Origin of the sequence: Mesorhizobium sp. M8A.F.Ca.ET.202.01.1.1 (genome assembly GCF_004791595.1) — a bacterium.
Taxonomy (GTDB): domain Bacteria; phylum Pseudomonadota; class Alphaproteobacteria; order Rhizobiales; family Rhizobiaceae; genus Mesorhizobium.
Genome location: NZ_SRUN01000003.1, coordinates 245,273 through 262,933, shown reverse-complemented (window position 1 = coordinate 262,933; position 17,661 = coordinate 245,273). Strand labels below are relative to the sequence as shown.

The 17,661-nt window shown below is 63.1% G+C and carries 17 protein-coding genes; 10 read left to right on the top strand and 7 right to left on the bottom strand.

Annotation, left to right across the window (positions count from 1 at the left end; genetic code table 11):
- The first annotated feature begins 80 nt into the window (after nucleotides 1-80).
- Nucleotides 81-1,949: an asparagine synthase (glutamine-hydrolyzing) gene (asnB, locus tag EN845_RS09205; protein WP_127869881.1), complete on the top strand. Its 1,869-nt coding sequence runs from the start codon at nucleotides 81-83 to the stop codon at nucleotides 1,947-1,949.
- A gap of 161 nt (nucleotides 1,950-2,110) precedes the next feature.
- Entirely contained in the window at nucleotides 2,111-3,754 is a 1,644-nt protein-coding gene (locus EN845_RS09200) for an MFS transporter (RefSeq protein ID WP_127869882.1), read from the top strand.
- 22 nt (nucleotides 3,755-3,776) lie between these two features.
- Here EN845_RS09200 and EN845_RS09195 read toward each other — a convergent pair whose 3' ends face one another.
- The 3 genes from EN845_RS09195 to EN845_RS09185 form a co-directional block, all read right to left on the bottom strand.
- Complete coding sequence (locus tag EN845_RS09195) at nucleotides 3,777-5,558, bottom strand: chloride channel protein (protein ID WP_127869883.1); 1,782 nt, start codon at nucleotides 5,556-5,558, stop codon at nucleotides 3,777-3,779.
- Nucleotides 5,559-5,712: 154 nt separating this feature from the next.
- Nucleotides 5,713-6,222, bottom strand: coding sequence for a cupin domain-containing protein (locus EN845_RS09190; RefSeq protein WP_127869884.1), 510 nt, complete (start codon nucleotides 6,220-6,222; stop codon nucleotides 5,713-5,715).
- Nucleotides 6,223-6,246: 24 nt separating this feature from the next.
- Entirely contained in the window at nucleotides 6,247-6,975 is a 729-nt protein-coding gene (locus EN845_RS09185) for an NAD(P)-dependent oxidoreductase (protein WP_127869885.1), read from the bottom strand.
- Between the two features lie 62 nt (nucleotides 6,976-7,037).
- On the opposite strand from EN845_RS09185, the gene EN845_RS09180 reads away from it, so the two are divergent.
- On the top strand, nucleotides 7,038-7,517 hold the full coding sequence (locus tag EN845_RS09180) for a MarR family transcriptional regulator (protein WP_127869886.1): 480 nt from the start codon (nucleotides 7,038-7,040) through the stop codon (nucleotides 7,515-7,517).
- 34 nt (nucleotides 7,518-7,551) lie between these two features.
- On the opposite strand, the gene EN845_RS09175 is transcribed toward EN845_RS09180, so the two are convergent.
- Entirely contained in the window at nucleotides 7,552-7,851 is a 300-nt protein-coding gene (locus EN845_RS09175) for a putative quinol monooxygenase (RefSeq protein WP_127869887.1), read from the bottom strand.
- A 116-nt stretch (nucleotides 7,852-7,967) separates the two neighbouring features.
- On the opposite strand from EN845_RS09175, the gene flhA reads away from it, so the two are divergent.
- The 3 genes from flhA to EN845_RS09160 are packed head-to-tail and all read left to right on the top strand — an operon-like array spanning nucleotide 7,968 to nucleotide 11,189.
- Nucleotides 7,968-10,055: a flagellar biosynthesis protein FlhA gene (gene flhA, locus EN845_RS09170; protein WP_127869888.1), complete on the top strand. Its 2,088-nt coding sequence runs from the start codon at nucleotides 7,968-7,970 to the stop codon at nucleotides 10,053-10,055.
- Nucleotides 10,052-10,804: a flagellar biosynthetic protein FliR gene (gene fliR / locus EN845_RS09165; protein WP_127869889.1), complete on the top strand. Its 753-nt coding sequence runs from the start codon at nucleotides 10,052-10,054 to the stop codon at nucleotides 10,802-10,804. Before flhA ends, fliR begins: the two co-directional genes overlap by 4 nt.
- A 1-nt stretch (nucleotide 10,805) precedes the next feature.
- Complete coding sequence (locus EN845_RS09160) at nucleotides 10,806-11,189, top strand: hypothetical protein (protein ID WP_127869890.1); 384 nt, start codon at nucleotides 10,806-10,808, stop codon at nucleotides 11,187-11,189.
- Nucleotides 11,190-11,399: 210 nt separating this feature from the next.
- Here the strand turns inward: EN845_RS09160 and EN845_RS09155 are convergent, their stop codons facing one another.
- On the bottom strand, nucleotides 11,400-12,584 hold the full coding sequence (locus EN845_RS09155) for a PAN domain-containing protein (RefSeq protein WP_127275863.1): 1,185 nt from the start codon (nucleotides 12,582-12,584) through the stop codon (nucleotides 11,400-11,402).
- Entirely contained in the window at nucleotides 12,568-14,157 is a 1,590-nt protein-coding gene (locus tag EN845_RS09150) for a hypothetical protein (protein ID WP_127869891.1), read from the bottom strand. The genes EN845_RS09155 and EN845_RS09150 overlap by 17 nt, the downstream gene beginning before the upstream one ends.
- 737 nt (nucleotides 14,158-14,894) lie before the next feature.
- On the opposite strand from EN845_RS09150, the gene EN845_RS09145 reads away from it, so the two are divergent.
- The 4 genes from EN845_RS09145 to EN845_RS09130 all read left to right on the top strand — a co-directional run bounded on the left by EN845_RS09145 (nucleotide 14,895) and on the right by EN845_RS09130 (nucleotide 16,933).
- A complete protein-coding gene (locus tag EN845_RS09145; RefSeq protein ID WP_167531301.1) occupies nucleotides 14,895-15,467 on the top strand; it encodes a rod-binding protein in 573 nt (190 codons plus the stop codon).
- A 13-nt stretch (nucleotides 15,468-15,480) separates the two neighbouring features.
- Nucleotides 15,481-15,906 (top strand): hypothetical protein, encoded by a 426-nt coding sequence (locus tag EN845_RS09140; protein ID WP_127869892.1) that lies wholly within the window; start codon nucleotides 15,481-15,483, stop codon nucleotides 15,904-15,906.
- 29 nt (nucleotides 15,907-15,935) lie between these two features.
- Nucleotides 15,936-16,457 (top strand): hypothetical protein, encoded by a 522-nt coding sequence (locus EN845_RS09135; RefSeq protein ID WP_127869893.1) that lies wholly within the window; start codon nucleotides 15,936-15,938, stop codon nucleotides 16,455-16,457.
- Between the two features lie 191 nt (nucleotides 16,458-16,648).
- On the top strand, nucleotides 16,649-16,933 hold the full coding sequence (locus tag EN845_RS09130) for an SCP2 sterol-binding domain-containing protein (protein WP_027144782.1): 285 nt from the start codon (nucleotides 16,649-16,651) through the stop codon (nucleotides 16,931-16,933).
- Between the two features lie 84 nt (nucleotides 16,934-17,017).
- On the opposite strand, the gene EN845_RS09125 is transcribed toward EN845_RS09130, so the two are convergent.
- Nucleotides 17,018-17,593 (bottom strand): N-acetyltransferase, encoded by a 576-nt coding sequence (locus EN845_RS09125; protein WP_127869894.1) that lies wholly within the window; start codon nucleotides 17,591-17,593, stop codon nucleotides 17,018-17,020.
- Between the last annotated feature and the right edge of the window lie 68 nt (nucleotides 17,594-17,661).

Below are 17,661 nucleotides of genomic sequence, written 5' to 3'. Positions count from 1 at the left end.
GGCCACTCCCGGCCAGGCGATCGTTTTGTCCCAATGGCTTCTCGCAGAACCCCGGACCAGCCCAGACCGGCCGGCACGCCATGTGCGGCATAGCCGGCGTCTGGCGCAAACGCGATCCGATCAGCGGCGGCGACATCGCCGACGTCAACAGCATGATGCAGGCGCTGGCCCATCGCGGGCCCGACGACCATGCCAGCTGGAACGACGGCCGGCTGGCGCTCGGTCACCGGCGGCTGTCGATCATCGATCTGTCCGCGCAGGCGCGCGAGCCCATGCTCACAGCCTGTGGCAAGGGCGTGCTGGTCTACAATGGCGAGGTCTACAATTATCGCTCGCTGCGGGACGCGCTGGAGGCTGAGGGCAGGCGGTTCCGGACGGTCTCGGATACAGAGGTGGTTCTCGAAGCGCTGCATCACTGGGGGCCGGACAAGGCGATCCCGATGTTCGACGGCATGTTCGCCATCGCCTATTTCGACGCGCGTGCCGGCGCCCTGTGGCTCGCGCGCGATCGTCTCGGCATCAAGCCGATGTCGGTGGCCGAGACGGGTGAGCGAATCCTGTTCGCCTCCGAGGACAAGGCGATCCTGGCCTGCGATGGCGTTGCACGGAGCGTGGATGCGCGCGAGATCACCTTGCGCCTTGCCTGGCAGAGCCGTGACTCCTGTTCCAGCCTGTTCCAGGGCATAGAGCGGCTGCCGCCGGCAGGCCTGTGGAAGATCAGCGATGCCGGCATTGAGAAGCGCTGTTTCTGGCATGTCCTCGATGCGCTCGTCCCCGCCCGCATCGTTGGCGATACGGCCAGCGACGCCGAGCACATGGCAACGCTGGAAGCGCTGATCAAGGACAGCGTCGAGCTCCATTGCATCGCCGATACCAGCCTGGCCGCGGCCTGCAGCGGCGGTGTCGATTCTGGTCTCGTCACCACGCTGGCCAAACGGTTCAGGCCGGAGATGACGGCCTATGTCGTCGATCCCGGCATTGGCCACAGCGAAGCCGATGACGCCGAGCGCACCGCCAGCCAAGCCCATGTGCCGCTGAACAGGGTGCCGGTCGACAAGGACCGGTTCCTCGACCTATGGCCGAAGACCATCTGGCATCTGGAAAGCGACGGTTGGCATGCAAGCCATGTCTGCCTGCTCGCGCTCGCCGAGCAGTGCCGGGCCGATGGCATCAAGGTGCTGCTGACCGGTGAAGGCGCCGACGAACTCTTTGGCGGCTACGACTGGCAGGAAGCCAGCCTGAAATTGTGGCGGCCCTGGTCCTGGCCGAGGCGGCTGTTTCTTTCGAAGCGAAGCCTGACCCGCAAATTCGAGCGCCAGCGTCATGCCCCGTTCCGCACATCGATCGCGGGTGGCCATGCCTGGGATCGCAATATCGTGCTCAGGGCGCTTTCGCCGGAATTGAATTTCCTTCAAGCGAAGATCTTCGACCGGCTGGAGCCGGTGACGCCGCTTGGCGACCGCGCCTTCCTTGGATGCTGCCTTCACGACATGTATTCGCATCTGCAGGATCTGCTGAACCGGCATGACCGGCTCAGCATGGCGGCCTCGGTTGAGCTCAGGGTGCCGTTCCTCGAAAACCGGCTGATCGACTTCGCGATCCATCTGCCTCGGCGACACAAATACCGCCAGAAGCAAGGAAAATGGCTTTTGAAGAAAGTCGCGGAAAAACACATTCCACTTCAGAACGTGAGGGCCAGGAAGAACGGTTTCCAGGTATCGGCGAACTTCACAGCCGGCACCGAGTCCCTGTTGCATGGCGGCTTTCTGCGCGATGCGATGAAGTGGCCGGCATCTTCGGTCGCCGACCTGATCGACCTCGCCAGGCGCGATCAGGCCTCGAGGCTTCGGCTGGTGGGAATGGAGCTTTTCCTTCGTCTCCATGCCGGCGGCCAATCCACCGGCCACCTGACCGAGGCACTGCACGCGGCCGTCGCCGAGGCGCGCTGAAACGTCAGGTTGGAGGCGTGTGGCCCTTCGCTATCCCCTTGTTGGACCATGATCTTCCCCGCAAGGCATTCGCGCTTTGCGCCGCGATGCCATAGTTTCGGCAAATCATGCGGGGAAACGGATCACCGCAAGGATCAGCGCGCCGTGGCAGGAACCCACCGATGATTGACGAAAAGCCGGATAGCGAAAGCGTCTCGGCGCTGGCGCCGTTCCGGCACGGCATCTTCCGCGCCGTATGGGGCGCAAGTCTCGTCTCCAATTTCGGCGGCTTGATCCAGGGCGTCGGCGCCGCCTGGATGATGACCACCATCGCCACCTCGCCCTATCAGGTCGCCCTGGTCCAGGCCTCGACCACCTTGCCGATCATGCTGTTCGCGCTTGTCGCCGGCGCCATCGCCGACAGCTTCGACCGCCGCAAGGTGATGCTGGTCGCCCAGACCTTCATGCTGGTCGTTTCGGTGCTTCTGACCGCCTTCACCTATCTGGACCTGATCACGCCGTGGACGCTGCTGGCCTTTACCTTCCTGATCGACAGCGGCACGGCGCTCAACAGCCCGTCATGGCAGGCCTCCGTCGGCGACATCGTTCCGCGCAACAAGGTGCCTGCCGCCGTGGCGCTGAATTCCATGGGGTTCAACCTGACCCGCAGCGTCGGCCCGGCGATCGGCGGCATCATCGTCGCGGCCGCCGGCGCGGCCGCCGCCTTCGCGGCGAACGCGGTGAGCTATGTCGGCCTCATCGTCGTGCTGGCACGCTGGAAACCGGATCTACCGGTCTCGACCTTGCCGCGCGAGTCATTGGGGGCCGCCATGGGCGCCGGCCTGCGTTACGTCGCCATGTCGCCCAACATCGGCAAGGTGCTGGTCAGGGGCGCGGCCTTTGGCTTCAGCGCCGGCGCGGTGCTGGCGCTGCTGCCGCTGGTGGCGCGCGACGTCGTCAAGGGCGACGCGCTGACCTACGGCATCATGCTGGGCGCCTTCGGCATCGGTGCCGTCGGCGGCGCGCTGATCAGCGTGCGGCTGCGGCAGTTGCTCTCCAGCGAGACGATGGTGCGCTGTGCCTTCGCCGGCTTCGCTGCCTGCGCCTTCAACGCCGCCATCAGCCAGCATGCCTGGCAGACCTCGCTCGGCCTGCTGGTCGGCGGTGCCTGCTGGGTGATCGCGCTGTCCCATTTCAACGTCACCGTGCAGATGGCGACACCGCGCTGGGTGGTCGGCCGGGTCCTGTCTGTCTATCAGACCGCCACCTTCGGCGGCATCGCGCTGGGCAGCTGGATCTGGGGTGTCGTTGCCGATGCGCATGGCGCCGAGACGGCGCTGATCGCCGCGGCCATCGCCATGCTGGCCGGCGGCGCCATCGGCCTCGTACTGCCGCTGCCGCAGCAGCAGGTGCTCAACCTCGACCCGCTCAACCGCTTCAAGGAACCGCACCTCGCGCTCGACCTCAAGCCGCGCAGCGGCCCGATCGCCATCATGATCGAATATGTGATCCGGCGCGAGGACGAGGCGGAATTCCTCGCCACCATGGCCGAGCGCGGCCGCATCCGCCGCCGTGACGGCGCCCGCAACTGGACGCTGGCGCGCGATCTCGAAAATCCGTCGATCTGGATCGAGCATTACCACACGCCGACCTGGCTCGAATATGTCAGGCATAACGGCCGCATCACCCATGCCGATGCCATGGTCGGCGAACGCTTGCGGGCGCTGCACTCGGGCGACGAGCCGCCGCGCGTGCGCCGCGTCATCGAGCGCCCGACGACAGCCGGCACGGCTCTGGTGCCGGCCAAGGGACCGATCGAGCACTGACGACTCGGAGAACGCGGGCGGCTTATCCCTCCCCCGACAGGTCCCGGCGCGCCTTTTCGAGTTCCTCGGCATAGCGCCGCATCAAATGGCCCTCGGTCAGCAGACCGAGCACGATGTGGTCGGCGAAATCCTCGACCACGGCCAGTTCCTCGGCGCCGGCGCGCTGGAAGGTCTCGGCGGCGGCCTGCACGTTCATGCTCGGCACCAGCACGGCATCCTTGTACCGGGCAAGATCGCGCACCGTCGCCTCGCCTCCGGAAGGATCGCTGTGCAGTTCGGCCACGATCAGCACGCCGACATACTCATCCCCCGGATCGACGGCGATTACGCGCTGGGCCGACCCCAGCGGGAATTCCTTGCGGAAGGCGGCCAGCGTCGTCGACGCATCGATGGTCTTGATATCCTTGCGCATCATCGAGCCGACGGTCAGGCTGCGCATCCAGCCGACATCGTGGGCGCTGCGGATCGTCTCGCCGCGCAGGTGGAAGCGCCAGGTGGAGAACGAATAGCCGAAGGTCTCGCGCACCAGGATCGCTGCCATGATCGAGGCGGCCAGCACCACGCCGGTGAGCGTCAGGTCGCGTGTCGATTCCAGCGCCAGAAAGGTCATGGTCAGCGGACCGCCGACGACACCGACGGCAAGCGAGGTCATGCCGACGACGGCGGCGACGGAGGGGTCGATGCCAGTGGCCGGCGAGACGAGCGCCATGACACCGGCAAACGCCTTGCCGAGCAGCGCGCCGAGGAACAGCGAGGCGAAGAACAATCCGCCGCGAAAGCCCGAGCCAAGCGAGATGGCCGACGCCGCCAGTTTCAGCACGAAGACGCTCGCCACCACCGCCAGCCCGTAATTCATGGCGAACTCGCGATGCAGCGCGCCGTGGCCGCTGGACAGGACCTGCGGCGTGATCAGCCCCAGAAGCCCGACCAGGACACCGCCGATGACGGGGCGCAGCGAGGCATCGACCGACAGCCTGTTGAAACCGCGTTCGATCAGCGTGACCAGTTGCATGATGGCGATCGAGGCCGCCCCGCCAAGCAGGCCGAGCAGCAGGAACGGCACATATTGGCTGGCGGTGAGTTGCGGCAACCCTGAGAGCTCGAGCGGAAACGGCACGCCGCCGAACACTTCCGCCGTCAGCGAGGCGGAGATCGCCGCGGTCATGACCGGCGCGACATTGGCGACCGAGTAGATGCCGATGACCAGTTCGAAACCGTAGAAGGCGCCGGTCAGCGGCGCATCGAAGGCGGCGGCTATGGCGCCGGCGGCGCCGCAGCCGACCAGGATGCGGACATCGTTGCGGCGCAACCGGAAGGCGCGCGCCAGCCGCGAGGCGACGCCGGAGCCGACCTGCGTATAGCCGGCCTCCAGGCCGACCGAAGCGCCGAAGCCGCTGGAAATCATCGTCTGGACGACGATGATGAAGGTATCGGTCAGTGACATGCGCCCGCCATAGAGCGCGTTGGCCTCGATCGGGTCGACCGGCGTGCGGAATTTCCGAAGCCTGAGCCAGACCACCGATATCCCGAGCAGGATGCCGCCGATCGCCGGGATCAGTGCCTGCATCGGATCGGCAAGCGAGAACATGCCGGACAGCCGGCCGCCGGGCTGGACACCGAACAGAAGCCCGTGCAGATCCTGCACGATCTGGCTCATCGCGGTGACCAGCATGCCTGCCATGACGCCGACAACGCCCGCCAGGATGACCACGGCAATGCCGCGCGCCTCCAGCAGAGGGATTGACCTCAGAAGCACCGCGCGCAGCCGGCGGGCGTAGACTTGGGGTTGGTTTCTGGAAAGCACGGGGCGGCTCGCCGATATCAAAGGCAAAGGAAGACCCGCCTGATACGCCGGGCGGCACGTCATGACAACCACAATGCCGACATCGAAGGCGCCAATATGGCCGCGATGCCGCCAGCCTTTCCAGCCCTGGATCGGAAAGCCACCGGCGCGGTGGTCAATCCGGGATCGTCAGCGGGCCGCAATCGTCGTCGGCAATGAAGGTCGCCAGCAGTTCGGCCGGCTCCGTCGTGCTGGCATTCTCGGCGAAGAGATGGATCGCCCCGGGCGGCTCGAACCATGTTTGTCCCTGCGCATAGGTGCCGACGGGGCCGCCCGCCAGTTGTGAACGCAGCGTACCCTTCAGCACGAAGGCGCTGACCGAGCCCGGATGCCGATGGCGGGGCGTATAAGCATTTGGAGGAAATGCGACGACGACCGTGGTGATCGACTTGCCCGGTACGTTGGGTAGCCTTTCACAGGAGACAGGCGTGACGACCGTCTTGGGCCGTGCGGCGGAGCTACCCTCGGCAGCGCCTTCCATGTTCATGTGCGTTTCCATGCCGACCGGCTCGACAGCCATCAAACCCGGACCGGTCCACTTGGCCGCCAGCGCGAACAGAACCGCGACGGCACTGACGGCGATCAGGGACTGGCCGGTCCGCAAACGAGCTTGATGGGTGATCATGTCGATGTCTCCGAGCGGATTGGTTCAGGCGGGCAAGCGGAAATCGGCGCGCCAGCCGAGTTCCTCGGCCGCCTTTCGCGTCGAGACGGCCTCATTGGATTCGGCAATGTTGAAGATGCCTGGCGCGCCCTTGTCCAGTGCAAGCAGCGCCGCATAGGCAGCCGCATCGACATGCAGCGGCGACGCCCCGGCGGGCGTGTCCGCTCCTGTTCCGGGGCCGTAGAGCTGGCCATAGCGCAGGACGATGCCGGCGAATGGTGCATTGAGCACGGCCGTTTCGAGCGCGATGACCCCGCCGACGCTGATTCCGCGATTGCCGCTCGCGCCGCTATCCAGCGGATCGGCCTCGGCATGCGGCTCGGAGCCTGGCGCGAAGGCCCAGGCGATGCTTTGCGCCACCATGCGCCTGACGCCGGATGCGACGGCCGCGGCGACCAGATTGCGTGTGCCCTCCTCGCGGATGCGGGCGTTGCCCACGACAGCTTCGGCCATGCGGCTCGGGTCCAGGCCTGCCGGCAGGTCGGTCAATTGGTGGACGACGATGTCGGGGCGGGCAGCACGCATCCACCGCGACAGTGCGTCGGCATCGAACACGTCCACAACCGCTGGCTCGACGCCAAGGGTCCCTAATTTGGCGGCTCTGTCGGCATTGCGCGTAGTGCCCGTCACCTGATGGCCGGCGGCCAGGAGTTGCGGGATCAGCCGCTGCCCGATGGCGCCCGAAGCGCCGGCGAGAAAAATCCGATAGGCCATCGTCATCGTCCTTGCTCTGCTATAATCTCAGGGTTCGAACAACATATAAGAGCTCTTACATCATGCGCAAGCCAGATCAACATGCCTCGGTTCCGGCTCCGGGCGAAGGCAAACGCGGCGAGCAAGGCTATCTCGGCTATCTCCTGCGGCAGGCCGCCGGCGCGCATCGGCTGAGGGTCGACCGGGCGCTGGCCGACCTCGGCGTGACGCAGCCGCAATTCGTCACGCTGACCATGCTGGCGGCCTATCCCGGCCTCTCCAACGCCGATCTTGCCCGGCTGGCGCTGCTCACCCCGCAAACGCTCAGCGTCATCGTCACCAATCTGGAGCGCGCCGGCTCGCTGCTGCGCAAGCCCCACGCCGTACATGGGCGCATCCAGCATATCGAGCTCAGCCCCCGTGGACAGGCGCTGCTGCGGCGATGCCGGGACCGTGTGCATGCGATCGAGACCGAACTGGCCACCGGTCTGTCGGCGTCGGAGGAACGAGCCGTCAGGCGGTGGCTGGTCGGCGTTGCCACCGCCGATACCGCCGAAACCTGATTGCTTGCTGGCGGCTGGCGAGGTGCCAGACCGTTCAGGTCGGCATGGGTTCGCCGGCCTCGTAGAGCACCAGATTGCGCTCGCCGATGCCGAGCCCCGGCCAGCTCGCGCGCCAGTCGGCGATGTGCGGCGAGCGGAAATGCGCATCGAGTGCCGGCCGGTCGCGCCATACCTCGGTGACCCGGATCAAGCCGGGATCAAGCACATCCTGCGCGTAGGAATATTCAAGGCATCCGTCCTCGGCGCGGCTGGCGCGGACCATGCGCTCCATCACCGGCCTTGCCTCGTCGAGCCTGCCGGGCGGCAGGCGGATCGTACCGATGATCAGCAGCATGGATAGTCCTTCGCGAGAGAGTCGATCCGGCCACTCTCCCACCCTCGCGCAAGCTTGGCCAGCTACCCTCGCCGGGCTGTCGCATGCTCGGCAGCCCTATGGGTTCGAGGACGAGAATGGCGATCAGCGAAAGCATCCAGCCCGGCGCGGTGGCCAAGAACGGCCGCGACATCTTTTTCGCGCTCGGCATCGTCATCATCCTGGCCGTGCTGTTCCTGCCGATCCCGGCCTTTCTCATCGACATCGGGCTGGCCTTCTCGATCGCGCTTTCGGTGCTGATCCTGATGGTGGCGCTGTGGATCCAGCGGCCGCTCGATTTCTCCTCGTTCCCGACCGTGCTGCTCATCGCCACCATGCTGCGCCTGTCGCTCAACATCGCCACCACGCGCATGATCCTGTCGCATGGCAATGAGGGCACGCACGCCGCCGGCTATGTCATCGCCGGCTTCTCCAAGCTGGTCATGGCCAGCGACTTCGTCATCGGCCTCATCGTCTTCATGATCCTGATCGTGGTGAACTTCATCGTCATCACCAAGGGCGCCACCCGTATTGCCGAGGTGGGCGCCCGCTTCACCCTCGACGCCATCCCCGGCAAGCAGATGTCGATCGACGCCGATCTCTCCGCCGGCATGATCGACGACAAGACCGCGCAGCTGCGCCGCCGCGAACTGGAAGAGGAATCCTCCTTCTTCGGCTCGATGGACGGTGCCTCGAAATTCGTGCGCGGCGACGCCATTGCCGGCCTCATCATCACCGCCATCAACATCGTCGGCGGCATCGCCATCGGCTACATCAGGCACGGCATGGGCATGGGCGAGGCCGCCGACGTGTTCATCAAGCTGTCGGTTGGCGATGGTCTCGTCACCCAGATCCCGGCGCTGATCGTCTCGCTCGCCGCCGGCCTCTTGGTTTCCAAGGGCGGCACGCGCGGCTCCACAAACCAGGCCGTGTTCGGCCAACTCGGTGCCCATCCGCGCGCGCTCTATGTGGCGGCGGCGCTGCTGGTTCTGCTCGGCCTGATGCCCGGCCTGCCACTGTTCCCGTTCTTCGCGCTGGCCGCCGGCATGGCTGGCCTCGGCTATGTCATTCCGATGCGCCACAACCGCGCGGTCGCCGAGGCCGAGGCATTGAAGAGCCAGGAGAAGGCGACCAAGGCCGAGGAAGAAAAGAACTCGGTCAAGGCCTCGCTCGCCACCGCCGAGATCGAACTCCTGATCGGCAAGCAGCTTTCGACCCGGCTCCTGGTTTCGCATCAGGAACTGGTCTTCCGCATGTCCAAGATGCGCAAGAAATTCGCGCAGCAATACGGCTTCGTCGTTCCGGAAGTCCGTGTCGCCGACGACTTCGCAATCCCGCCGAAAAGTTACCAGATCAAGGTGCACGGCACCGTGGTTGCCGAATATTCGATGCGCGTCGGCGAGATCATGGTGCTGCTCGGCAACCGCGACATACCCGAAATCCCCGGCGAGGAAATTCGCGAGCCAGCCTTCGGCATGCGCGCCTATTCCGTCATGGAAACCTTCGCCGAGGACCTGAAGCGCGAGAACTTCACCTTCGCCGACAACATGTCGGTGCTGCTCACCCATCTCTCGGAAGTCATCCGCAACAACCTGCCGCAGCTGCTCTCCTACAAGGACATGAAGGCGTTGCTCGAACGCCAGGACCAGGAATACCGCAAGCTCGCCGACGAGATCTGCACCACCCACATCTCCTATCCCGGCCTGCAGGCGGTGCTGAAGCTTTTGCTTGCCGAACGCGTCTCGATCCGAAATCTGCATTTGATCATCGAGGCCATCGCCGAGATCGCGCCGCATGTGCGCCGCACCGAGCAGATCGTCGAACATGTGCGCATCCGGATGGCCCAGCAGATCTGCGGCGACCTGTCGGAAGGCGGCGTGCTCAAGGTGCTGCGCCTCGGCAACCGCTGGGATCTTGCCTTCCATCAGAGCCTCAAGCGCGACGCCAAGGGCGAGGTGCGCGAGTTCGACATTGATCCGCGCCAGTTGGAGGAGTTCGGCCAGGACGCCACCAAGGCGATCAAGAAACACCTGGAAGCCGGCGAGCGCTTCGTGCTGGTCACCGCGCCCGACGCGCGCCCCTATGTACGCATGATCATCGAGCGCCTGTTCACCACGCTGCCGGTGCTCTCCCACGTCGAAATCGCCAAGGGCGTCGAGATCAGGGTGCTCGGGACCATATCGTGAGCGTTCTCTCGCAGGCCGTCGTCATCGCGGCGTTCCTCGCCTTCTGCCGCATCGGCGCCTGCTTCATGCTGATGCCGGGCCTGTCCAGCGCCCGCGTGCCCGTCCAGGTCAGGCTGTTCGTGGCGGTCGCCGCCACCGGCGGCCTGCTCGCCTTCCTGTGGGACAAGATCTTTCCCTTCGTCGATCCGCGTCCGCAGGTCCTGGTGCCGATGATCATTTCGGAACTGCTGGTCGGCGGGCTGATCGGCGCCATGACCAGGCTCTACATGGAAGCGCTGCGCTTCATGGGCTCGGCTATCGCCATGCTGATCGGCTATGGCGGCTCCGGCGGACCGGCGATCGAGGAGCCGGAGCCGCAGGCGGCGCTCGCCGCCATCATTTCGTTCTCGGCGCTGCTGATGCTGTTCGTCTTCGACTTCGATCACGAGATCGTCCGTGCCCTGGTGACGTCCTACACGGTCGCGCCGGTCAACGTCTTCTTCAACCCGCAGGCAGCGCTGGTCGACATCACCGACACCGTGTCGGACACGTTCTTCCTGGTCATCCGCCTCGGCAGCCCGTTCGTCGCCTATGCCATTCTCGTCAACCTGACGATCGGCTTCGTCAACAAGCTGACGCCGCAGATCCCGATCTATTTCATTTCCCAGCCCTTCGTCATCGCCGGCGGCATGCTGATCTTCTATTTCGCCGTCGGCACCATGCTGTCGCTGTTCGTCGACGGCTTCGTCGACCTCACACTGGCGAGGTGACATGAGCACGCGCAAGGATCGCTTGAAGAAACTGGTCAAGGTGCAGGCGCAGCTGAAGGCCCTGCACGAGACCCGCCACGCCACCTTCGTCGCCGCGGCAAACGCCGCCGAGACCGAGGCCCGTGAATTGATCGGCCATTTCGACCAGGACAATTCCCTCTCCGGCCTGTTCCCCGATCTCTATCATCGCCGCATCGCCCAGGCCGTCGTGCGTCAGGAAGAGAGCCTGGAAAGCGCCAGGCAGGAAGCCGGCCTCATCGCCGCGGCAAGCGCCCGCACCAACATGGTGGAGCGCGCCTACAAGGACGTGCGCAACCGCGACGAGCGCGAGAGATCAGACCGCGAGCGGCTGGACCTAATCGCGCAGAAGCGTGGCGAGGAGTAGCGTCGAACATCATGCTGGCCTACTCCAAGTTGACTGATTGATGGCACGACGTGAATGACCGTTTGCGCCGATGTCAGTAGCAGAGGGCGACTCCGCGATCGACCATAAACAGACCTACGGCGTCCGGACGCATAAGTTGCACAGAAACGGCTGCTGGGAACCCTAATGCTACCGGAACCAGGAGGGAACTGGCTGGTAGCCAAAAGACTCTCAATTTGCAGCTGCTTTACTTCCCGAGGCCACCCCTTTGAACACGGACAACGAATCTACTTGATCAAGCATTGAGCACATCTTGTTAGGAGAATCGAAATCAAAGCCCATACACTTCACATCAGCAGCACATGCCAATACGCAGTCAGCATATGTGCTGGTGATGTTCGAGTATGAATTGCCTACTACGACAGTGTTTTTGTAGAAAACGAGACTAGAGTATTGAACTTTGTTCGCCACGGCCTGCTTGACGGCCACAGCAGCATCGGGAGCTCTCACTAAGACCGATGCGTCTCCTTTCATGAAACATGCGGAGTGTTTCTTGTCATAGGTGATTGCCTGACACCGGTTGTCGCCCTCGCATTGGATTTGGCATTGCTCGAATGAGACATTCCAAACAGGCATGCTCGGGAGGTCGAAGCCCATTGCATCCCAGCCATCCTGAACAACGAGCTTCTGGGCTTCCTCGGCACGGCCAGGGGGCATATTATAGTCATTGCCGCTGAACGTCCTGTTGTCGAGCCACGCACATTTCGATGCGAGTTCCAGAGCCGATGCATCATTCAGGCCGATGGATGCAAGTGTAGCCAAGGGCGCCGCGGGCGCTTGGGGGCGATCAGTAGGGGAGGGTCGGTTTGCTAAGTCTACGTTTACATCGACGCCATTTACTATGCGACGTGTGTAGCACCATGCACGATCCCATGTCGGGTCGTTCTCGTCGCTAAAATGGTGGCCAGAAACCAATGACCAGTGCGAACCTCCCCAGTCTATTTCCCGCGTGAGGAACTTGTTGAAGTCTTCAGTCACGATGTCAGGTTTAGGAGCCGGCGGGGGCGAGGCAACCTCCGACCTAGGGGCTGGTTCAGGGATGGGAATCGTTGTCCGTTCCGTCTTGCCCTCCGAGACTGTCTCTTTGGGCGCAATGTTATCGGTTCCCTTATGATTCCGAATGGTATCTACGGTTGGTGAAAGTCTGAACTCACGCCCGAAAAATAACGCCGCTCCATAGCCGATGCCGACGGCGGCGACCGCTACTGCAGCCCCCGTCATCATCCTGCGGAAGGCATTTGCCCGTGCTATCTTGTCATAGGCAGCTGCCTCAGCCTGCAGAGTCGGGATAGCCGCCTGCTTCACGACTAAGTCAACGGCTCGCTCGAGAAGCTCCGTATTATGCCTGACCAGCACTGTTGCGACCACCTTTAGCGGCCACTTTGACGAGATCGACGACCTCTGGTGGCAAATCCTCGTTTAGCGCCTTTCGCAGGGCATCCGGATCGTCGGTGAGGATGGGTACATAGAGAATTTCCTTCACCACCTTTTCAACAGGAACCTCAACGCGTTTCTCGACCTCCCTGTCGACGGAAACTTCAAAGGGCACTTTGATCGTACGAACCCGGCGCCATCGCCACCGTAAGAGCAATCGTCGAACCAGACGCGACAGCGGGCTCTCAGTACGACTTTCGGCTTGTGCAGCGATACGCTGCAAACCAAGAGCCACCATGGCAGTGATTGGGCCGGCCAATCCTGCAATCACGGCGAGGGAGCCGAACCAGATTGCAGAGACTCTCCCCGCTTGAGGCTCACTCACTTCTTCCGGCTTTTCGCCGTACCAGCGGGCTGCGATTCGTCGAATCTGGTCTGTCCTGGCGAGCGGGATGCGCTTCTTCTCAAGTTCGCTCAACTGCTTTGCTATCTCGTCTCGCCGCGCTTGATTGGCAGCTAGGGTACTAGCTTTCGAAGCTTCCGCCGTCTGTGCTGCTGACAGTGTCTCCCTCGCCTGATCGAGCCGGCGCTCCCAATCTGCAGTTATTGCATCAAGCGTCTTCTCAAGGTCGCTTCGTCGGCTCTGGAGCACCTGTCTCTGGTCTGCCGTCATCTTTGGGCTTTCAAGCCTCAAACGGTCGAAATCGCTTCGAGTACCCGCGATCTCTTGATCGACAGCCGCGATTTGCGATTCATACTTTGCCTCGATCTTAGCGCGAGGATTGGCAAGTTTCCCAATCTCGTCCTCCCAGCGCTTTGCCGAAGCTGTGTCGCCAGTTTCTCGGGCGTCTCTAATCCGCTCCACGTAACTGTCTCGTTGCCTTTCAAACTCCTCTACTGCTTGCTGAACTCGACCATCTCGCTCGGCAACTAGGTCCACTCGTCTTTGCTCTTTCTCCCGGACCTGTTCTCGTGCTCTGGACGCTTCTGGCGTTAGAGCAGTCGTCGCTAGAAGTTCGGTGTCGACGTCTGCGATACGGCTTTGAATTTCCTTCCGAGCCTTATCGGCAAGCGCGCTGATCTCTTCCAGATCCGCTCTGGCTTTGGCGGCCTGATCTGCTTGCTTTGCGAACTCGTCTGCAGCGTCAAGCTTCGCATTCTCTCTGGTGAGCGAATCGATGCCGTCGGCGAGTTCTTCATATTGCAATTCGCGGAGCGTGCCAGCGCGCTCCAGCCCCAACAAAACTGTCTCAAAAGTGATGCCTGCTAGAAGTAGGAGAAACACCAAGATCACAGGCTTCCACAGCCAGGACACGCTATATAAAAGTGTGGCGATTGGAATCTTCGTTAGCTCAGCGATGGAAACGATAAAAAACGGGGCACTGGCGAGAATAAGGTCCATCGCCGTGGCAGATTGACTTGCTTCGAAAGCTTGAAAGCCCAAAACAAGGCCTGTGGCTAATCCAATAATCGACGCTATGATCTCTAATGCCCATGCGCCACGATATGTCCACTGGCCATAGCTGGCCAGCTTTTGGCTCATACTTGCGTGCATCAGGCGCCCCGTCTCCCCAATATCCCCAAGCCATATTGTCATCTTGAATGAGCAATTGCATCAAAAAACACCGTCGACGCGGCTAATATCCGTGAAATCGAGAAACACCGTTACTTTCCGAGATAGCTATCGGATGTGCAACCCGACAGCCGCAGGTGCAAGTACATGCCACGGGATCTGCCAAAGACAATCGAGTATACCCGTCCCGTGAAAATTCGGTTTGACATGCAATCGTTTAGCAAAGCGTTTCGCTTGCAACTCGGCCGCCATCCTGATCCAACCTGCCGTTTCATCAGCAGTCGCCGAGACCATTGGGCCTCGTCGCAGGAGCATTTGCGCCGAGGCTCACAGAATAGCCTTGTGACTGAACTTGATGGCCAATGATGCCGATGGCCTGGTTGGTGGTAGGCTGAGTACCCTCCGCGTGCTCGGCGTGCTAAACTGATGCGCGAAAGATGGCCATAAACAAAGCGCACTTCTGGCGGCCAAGCTTACCGATGTTCCGAACGCGGCCTAGCGGACACCGCAATGGCACCTTCTGGACAGATCGTTCTAGAAACTGGACCGCGTGCTTTCAGCCTAAAGGCGACACCAGAACGTCTGCTCGGGAAGCGCCACTCGTAGCGCGAAGCAAACAACCGAACCACACTCCAGCATCTCCTCACCCCCCGCAAGCCTGCCACAAGCTTGTTGAGGCATGGTCCTGGCTAAGGAAACCCGGCAAAAGGCGGACTTTCTTGGCGATTTCTCCACCCAGCGACATCGTGATGGATGTCGCCCGAGCTGCCGATCCGATGGATATCGAGGCTGCCCGCGCCGCGCTGACCAAGCGCGCCGGCGGCGTCGCTGGCACGTTTTCGGTCGACACCGCGGCTTCTGTCGATGCCGGCTCGATCCTGTCACGCGCGACGGCCGACAAGGCCGCCGCCACGGCCGATCCTGCCAAGAAGTTCAAGAAGTTCGAGGCGATGGTCTTGCAGACCTTCATCGAGAACATGCTGCCCAAGGACACCGAGGGCGTCTACGGCACGGGTCTCGCCGGCGACATGTGGAAATCGCAGCTCGCCGAGCGCGTCGCCGACGTCATGGCCGATCGCGGCGGCATCGGCATCGCCAAGTCGCTGCTCGCCGACCACTACATGGACGGCAAGCGCAAGGTGCCGATCGGCCCGGTCTCGAATGGACCGGAAAAGACCGAGATCGACCAGCAAACCCGTCTGTCCACCTCGCTCGTCCAGGAATTGCAGCGCAAGGCCGCCAGGTCGATGACCGGCGACGAGACAACCATAAAAACAGACATCAAGATCTAGACTGGGAAACACCATGGCCGACTCTTCCGAATTCACCGCCAACCTGCCAGCACGAGCGACCGCGCCGGACACACCGGCCCCGTTCGCTCGGCCTGGAAACCTTGCCGCCATCATCGGCCGCATCGAGGAGGTGGTCGAGGAAGAGACCGCCGGCATCCGCAGCGATACAAGCTATGACCTCAAGGCGTCGAACGCCCGCAAGAGCCGTTATCTCTACGAGCTCACCCGCGCCATGAAGGGCGGCAGCGAGGCCGAATTCCTCGAGCAGCATCGCGAGGGCCTGACCCGGCTGCGCCAGAAGCTGGCGAAGAACGAGGCCGCTATCCTGGCGCATCTGAGCGCCGTCAACGAGGTGGCCGGCCTGCTGCGCAGCGCCATTCAGCGCGCCGAAACCGACGGCACCTACTCCGCCGGCGAATTCGGCAGGCTGAAAGGGTAGAGCGCGGCGATGCCGGGCTCGGATTCAAAATGATCAAGGTCATCGCCATAGCGGTCTGGATCTGCGCCGCCACGCTCGGCGCGGTGTTCTATTCGTTCCAGGCCGCCGGCGAACGCGGCGTCGGCGAGAAACCCAAGCCGATGCTTGGCGGGCTGGACTACGTCAAGACCGACGTCATTTCGGTGCCGCTGATCCACGATTCAAAGATCGACGGCTACTTCCTGGCCAAGCTCGTCTACACCGTCGAGCCCGAGCAGATAAAGAAGCTGTCGATCCCGGCCGAGGCGCTGATTACAGACGAGGTCTACAGCTATCTCTACGCCCATCCCCAGATCGACTTCACCAAGAAGGCGACGGTCGACCTCGATGCCTTTCGTGCCGCCATCCGCGACACGATCAACACACGTGTCGGCGCAACCCTGGTGCATGAGGTCCTGATCGATCAGGTCAATTTCCTGAGCAAGGATGAGATCCGCGACAACTGGCTGCGCCGGCGGCAGGATGCCAGCACCCCCGCGACCGAGACGCCTAAGCCGGTCAGCGCGCATTGAGCTATCGGCCGTCGGGCCGGCGCCAGCGGTCCCGATAGCAGTCGGCGCCGGGGCCGATGCCCGCAATTTGCGTTGACGTAAACGTCAATCCAAAGCTATATGCGGCAGCGATTGTAATCGCCTCAGAGGCATGGGCTTCGGCCGGACCGAAATGCCCTGCGCGACAGAATGCAACCAGACAGGAGAACAGCGTGAGCGTTCAGGAGATTGCCGAGAAGATCAAGTCGCGCGTGGCCAGCAGCGGGTTCGATCGTTCCGTGAAATTCGACACCGGCAGCGACGGCGTCATCGTCATCGACGGCGCAACCGTCTCGACCACGGACGCCCCCGCCGACTGCACCATCAAGCTCTCGCTCGACGATCTGGATTCGCTGATCGCGGGAGACCTGAATCCGACCATGGCCTTCATGACGGGCAAGATAAAGGTCGAAGGCGACATGACCGTCGCCATGGCGCTGAGCCAGTTGATCGGCTGAACGGACGTGGCCGCCAGAAGCGGCTTTGAGATGACAAAACGCCGCCTTTTCAGGCGGCGTTTTGTTTTTGAAGGGCAGTCGCGCTTAAGCCTCACGCGCCAGGATCGGCGCCTGTGCCTTGAGCTTGCGGCCGGACGCCTTCAGCGTCCCCTCGGCGCCATCGAGCGCGCCCTCCACCAGTTCCAGGGCCAGCAGGCGGTGCCGCTCGTAAGGTCCCGGCATGGCGAGCGCGCCGGTCCTGGCGGCCGAAAAGCCGAAGCGGCCATAGTAGGGCTCGTCGCCGACCAGCAGGATCGCCGCATGGCCGAGGCGCGCGGCTTCCGCGATGGCATGCCGCATCAGCGCCGAACCGATGCCGGCACTCTTGAGCGAGGGGTCGACGGCGAGCGGGCCAAGCAGCAGCGCCGACGAACCGCCGTCGCCCAAGGTGACATCCCATAGCCGCACCGTGCCGGCCACGCCGCCCGAGGCATCGCGCGCGACGAAGGCAAGACCCTCCGAGGGCCGACGGCCACGCCGCAGCTTTTCCGACGATTTGGTCTTGCGCTTCGGCCCCATGGCGCGATCGAGCAAGGCTTCGCGCGCCGCCACGTCGGCAACGGTTTCGGCAACCACGGCCAAGGCCGGCGCATGAGCTACGATTTCAACTGACATTTCCATTTCCGCGATCCCTGGCGAGCGGAGATCTGTTCCACAGGCGAGCCCAAGCGGCGACGGGCGCCCACCTG

Excerpts from the sequence above, each read along its gene's own strand:
- asnB (WP_127869881.1), top strand. The coding sequence starts at position 81 with ATGTGCGGCATAGCCGGCGTCTGGCGCAAACGCGATCCGATCAGCGGC.
- EN845_RS09200 (WP_127869882.1), top strand. The coding sequence starts at position 2,111 with ATGATTGACGAAAAGCCGGATAGCGAAAGCGTCTCGGCGCTGGCGCCG.
- EN845_RS09190 (WP_127869884.1), bottom strand. The coding sequence starts at position 6,222 with ATGATCACCCATCAAGCTCGTTTGCGGACCGGCCAGTCCCTGATCGCC.
- EN845_RS09185 (WP_127869885.1), bottom strand. The coding sequence starts at position 6,975 with ATGGCCTATCGGATTTTTCTCGCCGGCGCTTCGGGCGCCATCGGGCAG.
- EN845_RS09180 (WP_127869886.1), top strand. The coding sequence starts at position 7,038 with ATGCGCAAGCCAGATCAACATGCCTCGGTTCCGGCTCCGGGCGAAGGC.
- EN845_RS09175 (WP_127869887.1), bottom strand. The coding sequence starts at position 7,851 with ATGCTGCTGATCATCGGTACGATCCGCCTGCCGCCCGGCAGGCTCGAC.
- flhA (WP_127869888.1), top strand. The coding sequence starts at position 7,968 with ATGGCGATCAGCGAAAGCATCCAGCCCGGCGCGGTGGCCAAGAACGGC.
- EN845_RS09160 (WP_127869890.1), top strand. The coding sequence starts at position 10,806 with ATGAGCACGCGCAAGGATCGCTTGAAGAAACTGGTCAAGGTGCAGGCG.
- EN845_RS09150 (WP_127869891.1), bottom strand. The coding sequence starts at position 14,157 with ATGCACGCAAGTATGAGCCAAAAGCTGGCCAGCTATGGCCAGTGGACA.
- EN845_RS09140 (WP_127869892.1), top strand. The coding sequence starts at position 15,481 with ATGGCCGACTCTTCCGAATTCACCGCCAACCTGCCAGCACGAGCGACC.
- EN845_RS09135 (WP_127869893.1), top strand. The coding sequence starts at position 15,936 with ATGATCAAGGTCATCGCCATAGCGGTCTGGATCTGCGCCGCCACGCTC.
- EN845_RS09125 (WP_127869894.1), bottom strand. The coding sequence starts at position 17,593 with ATGGAAATGTCAGTTGAAATCGTAGCTCATGCGCCGGCCTTGGCCGTG.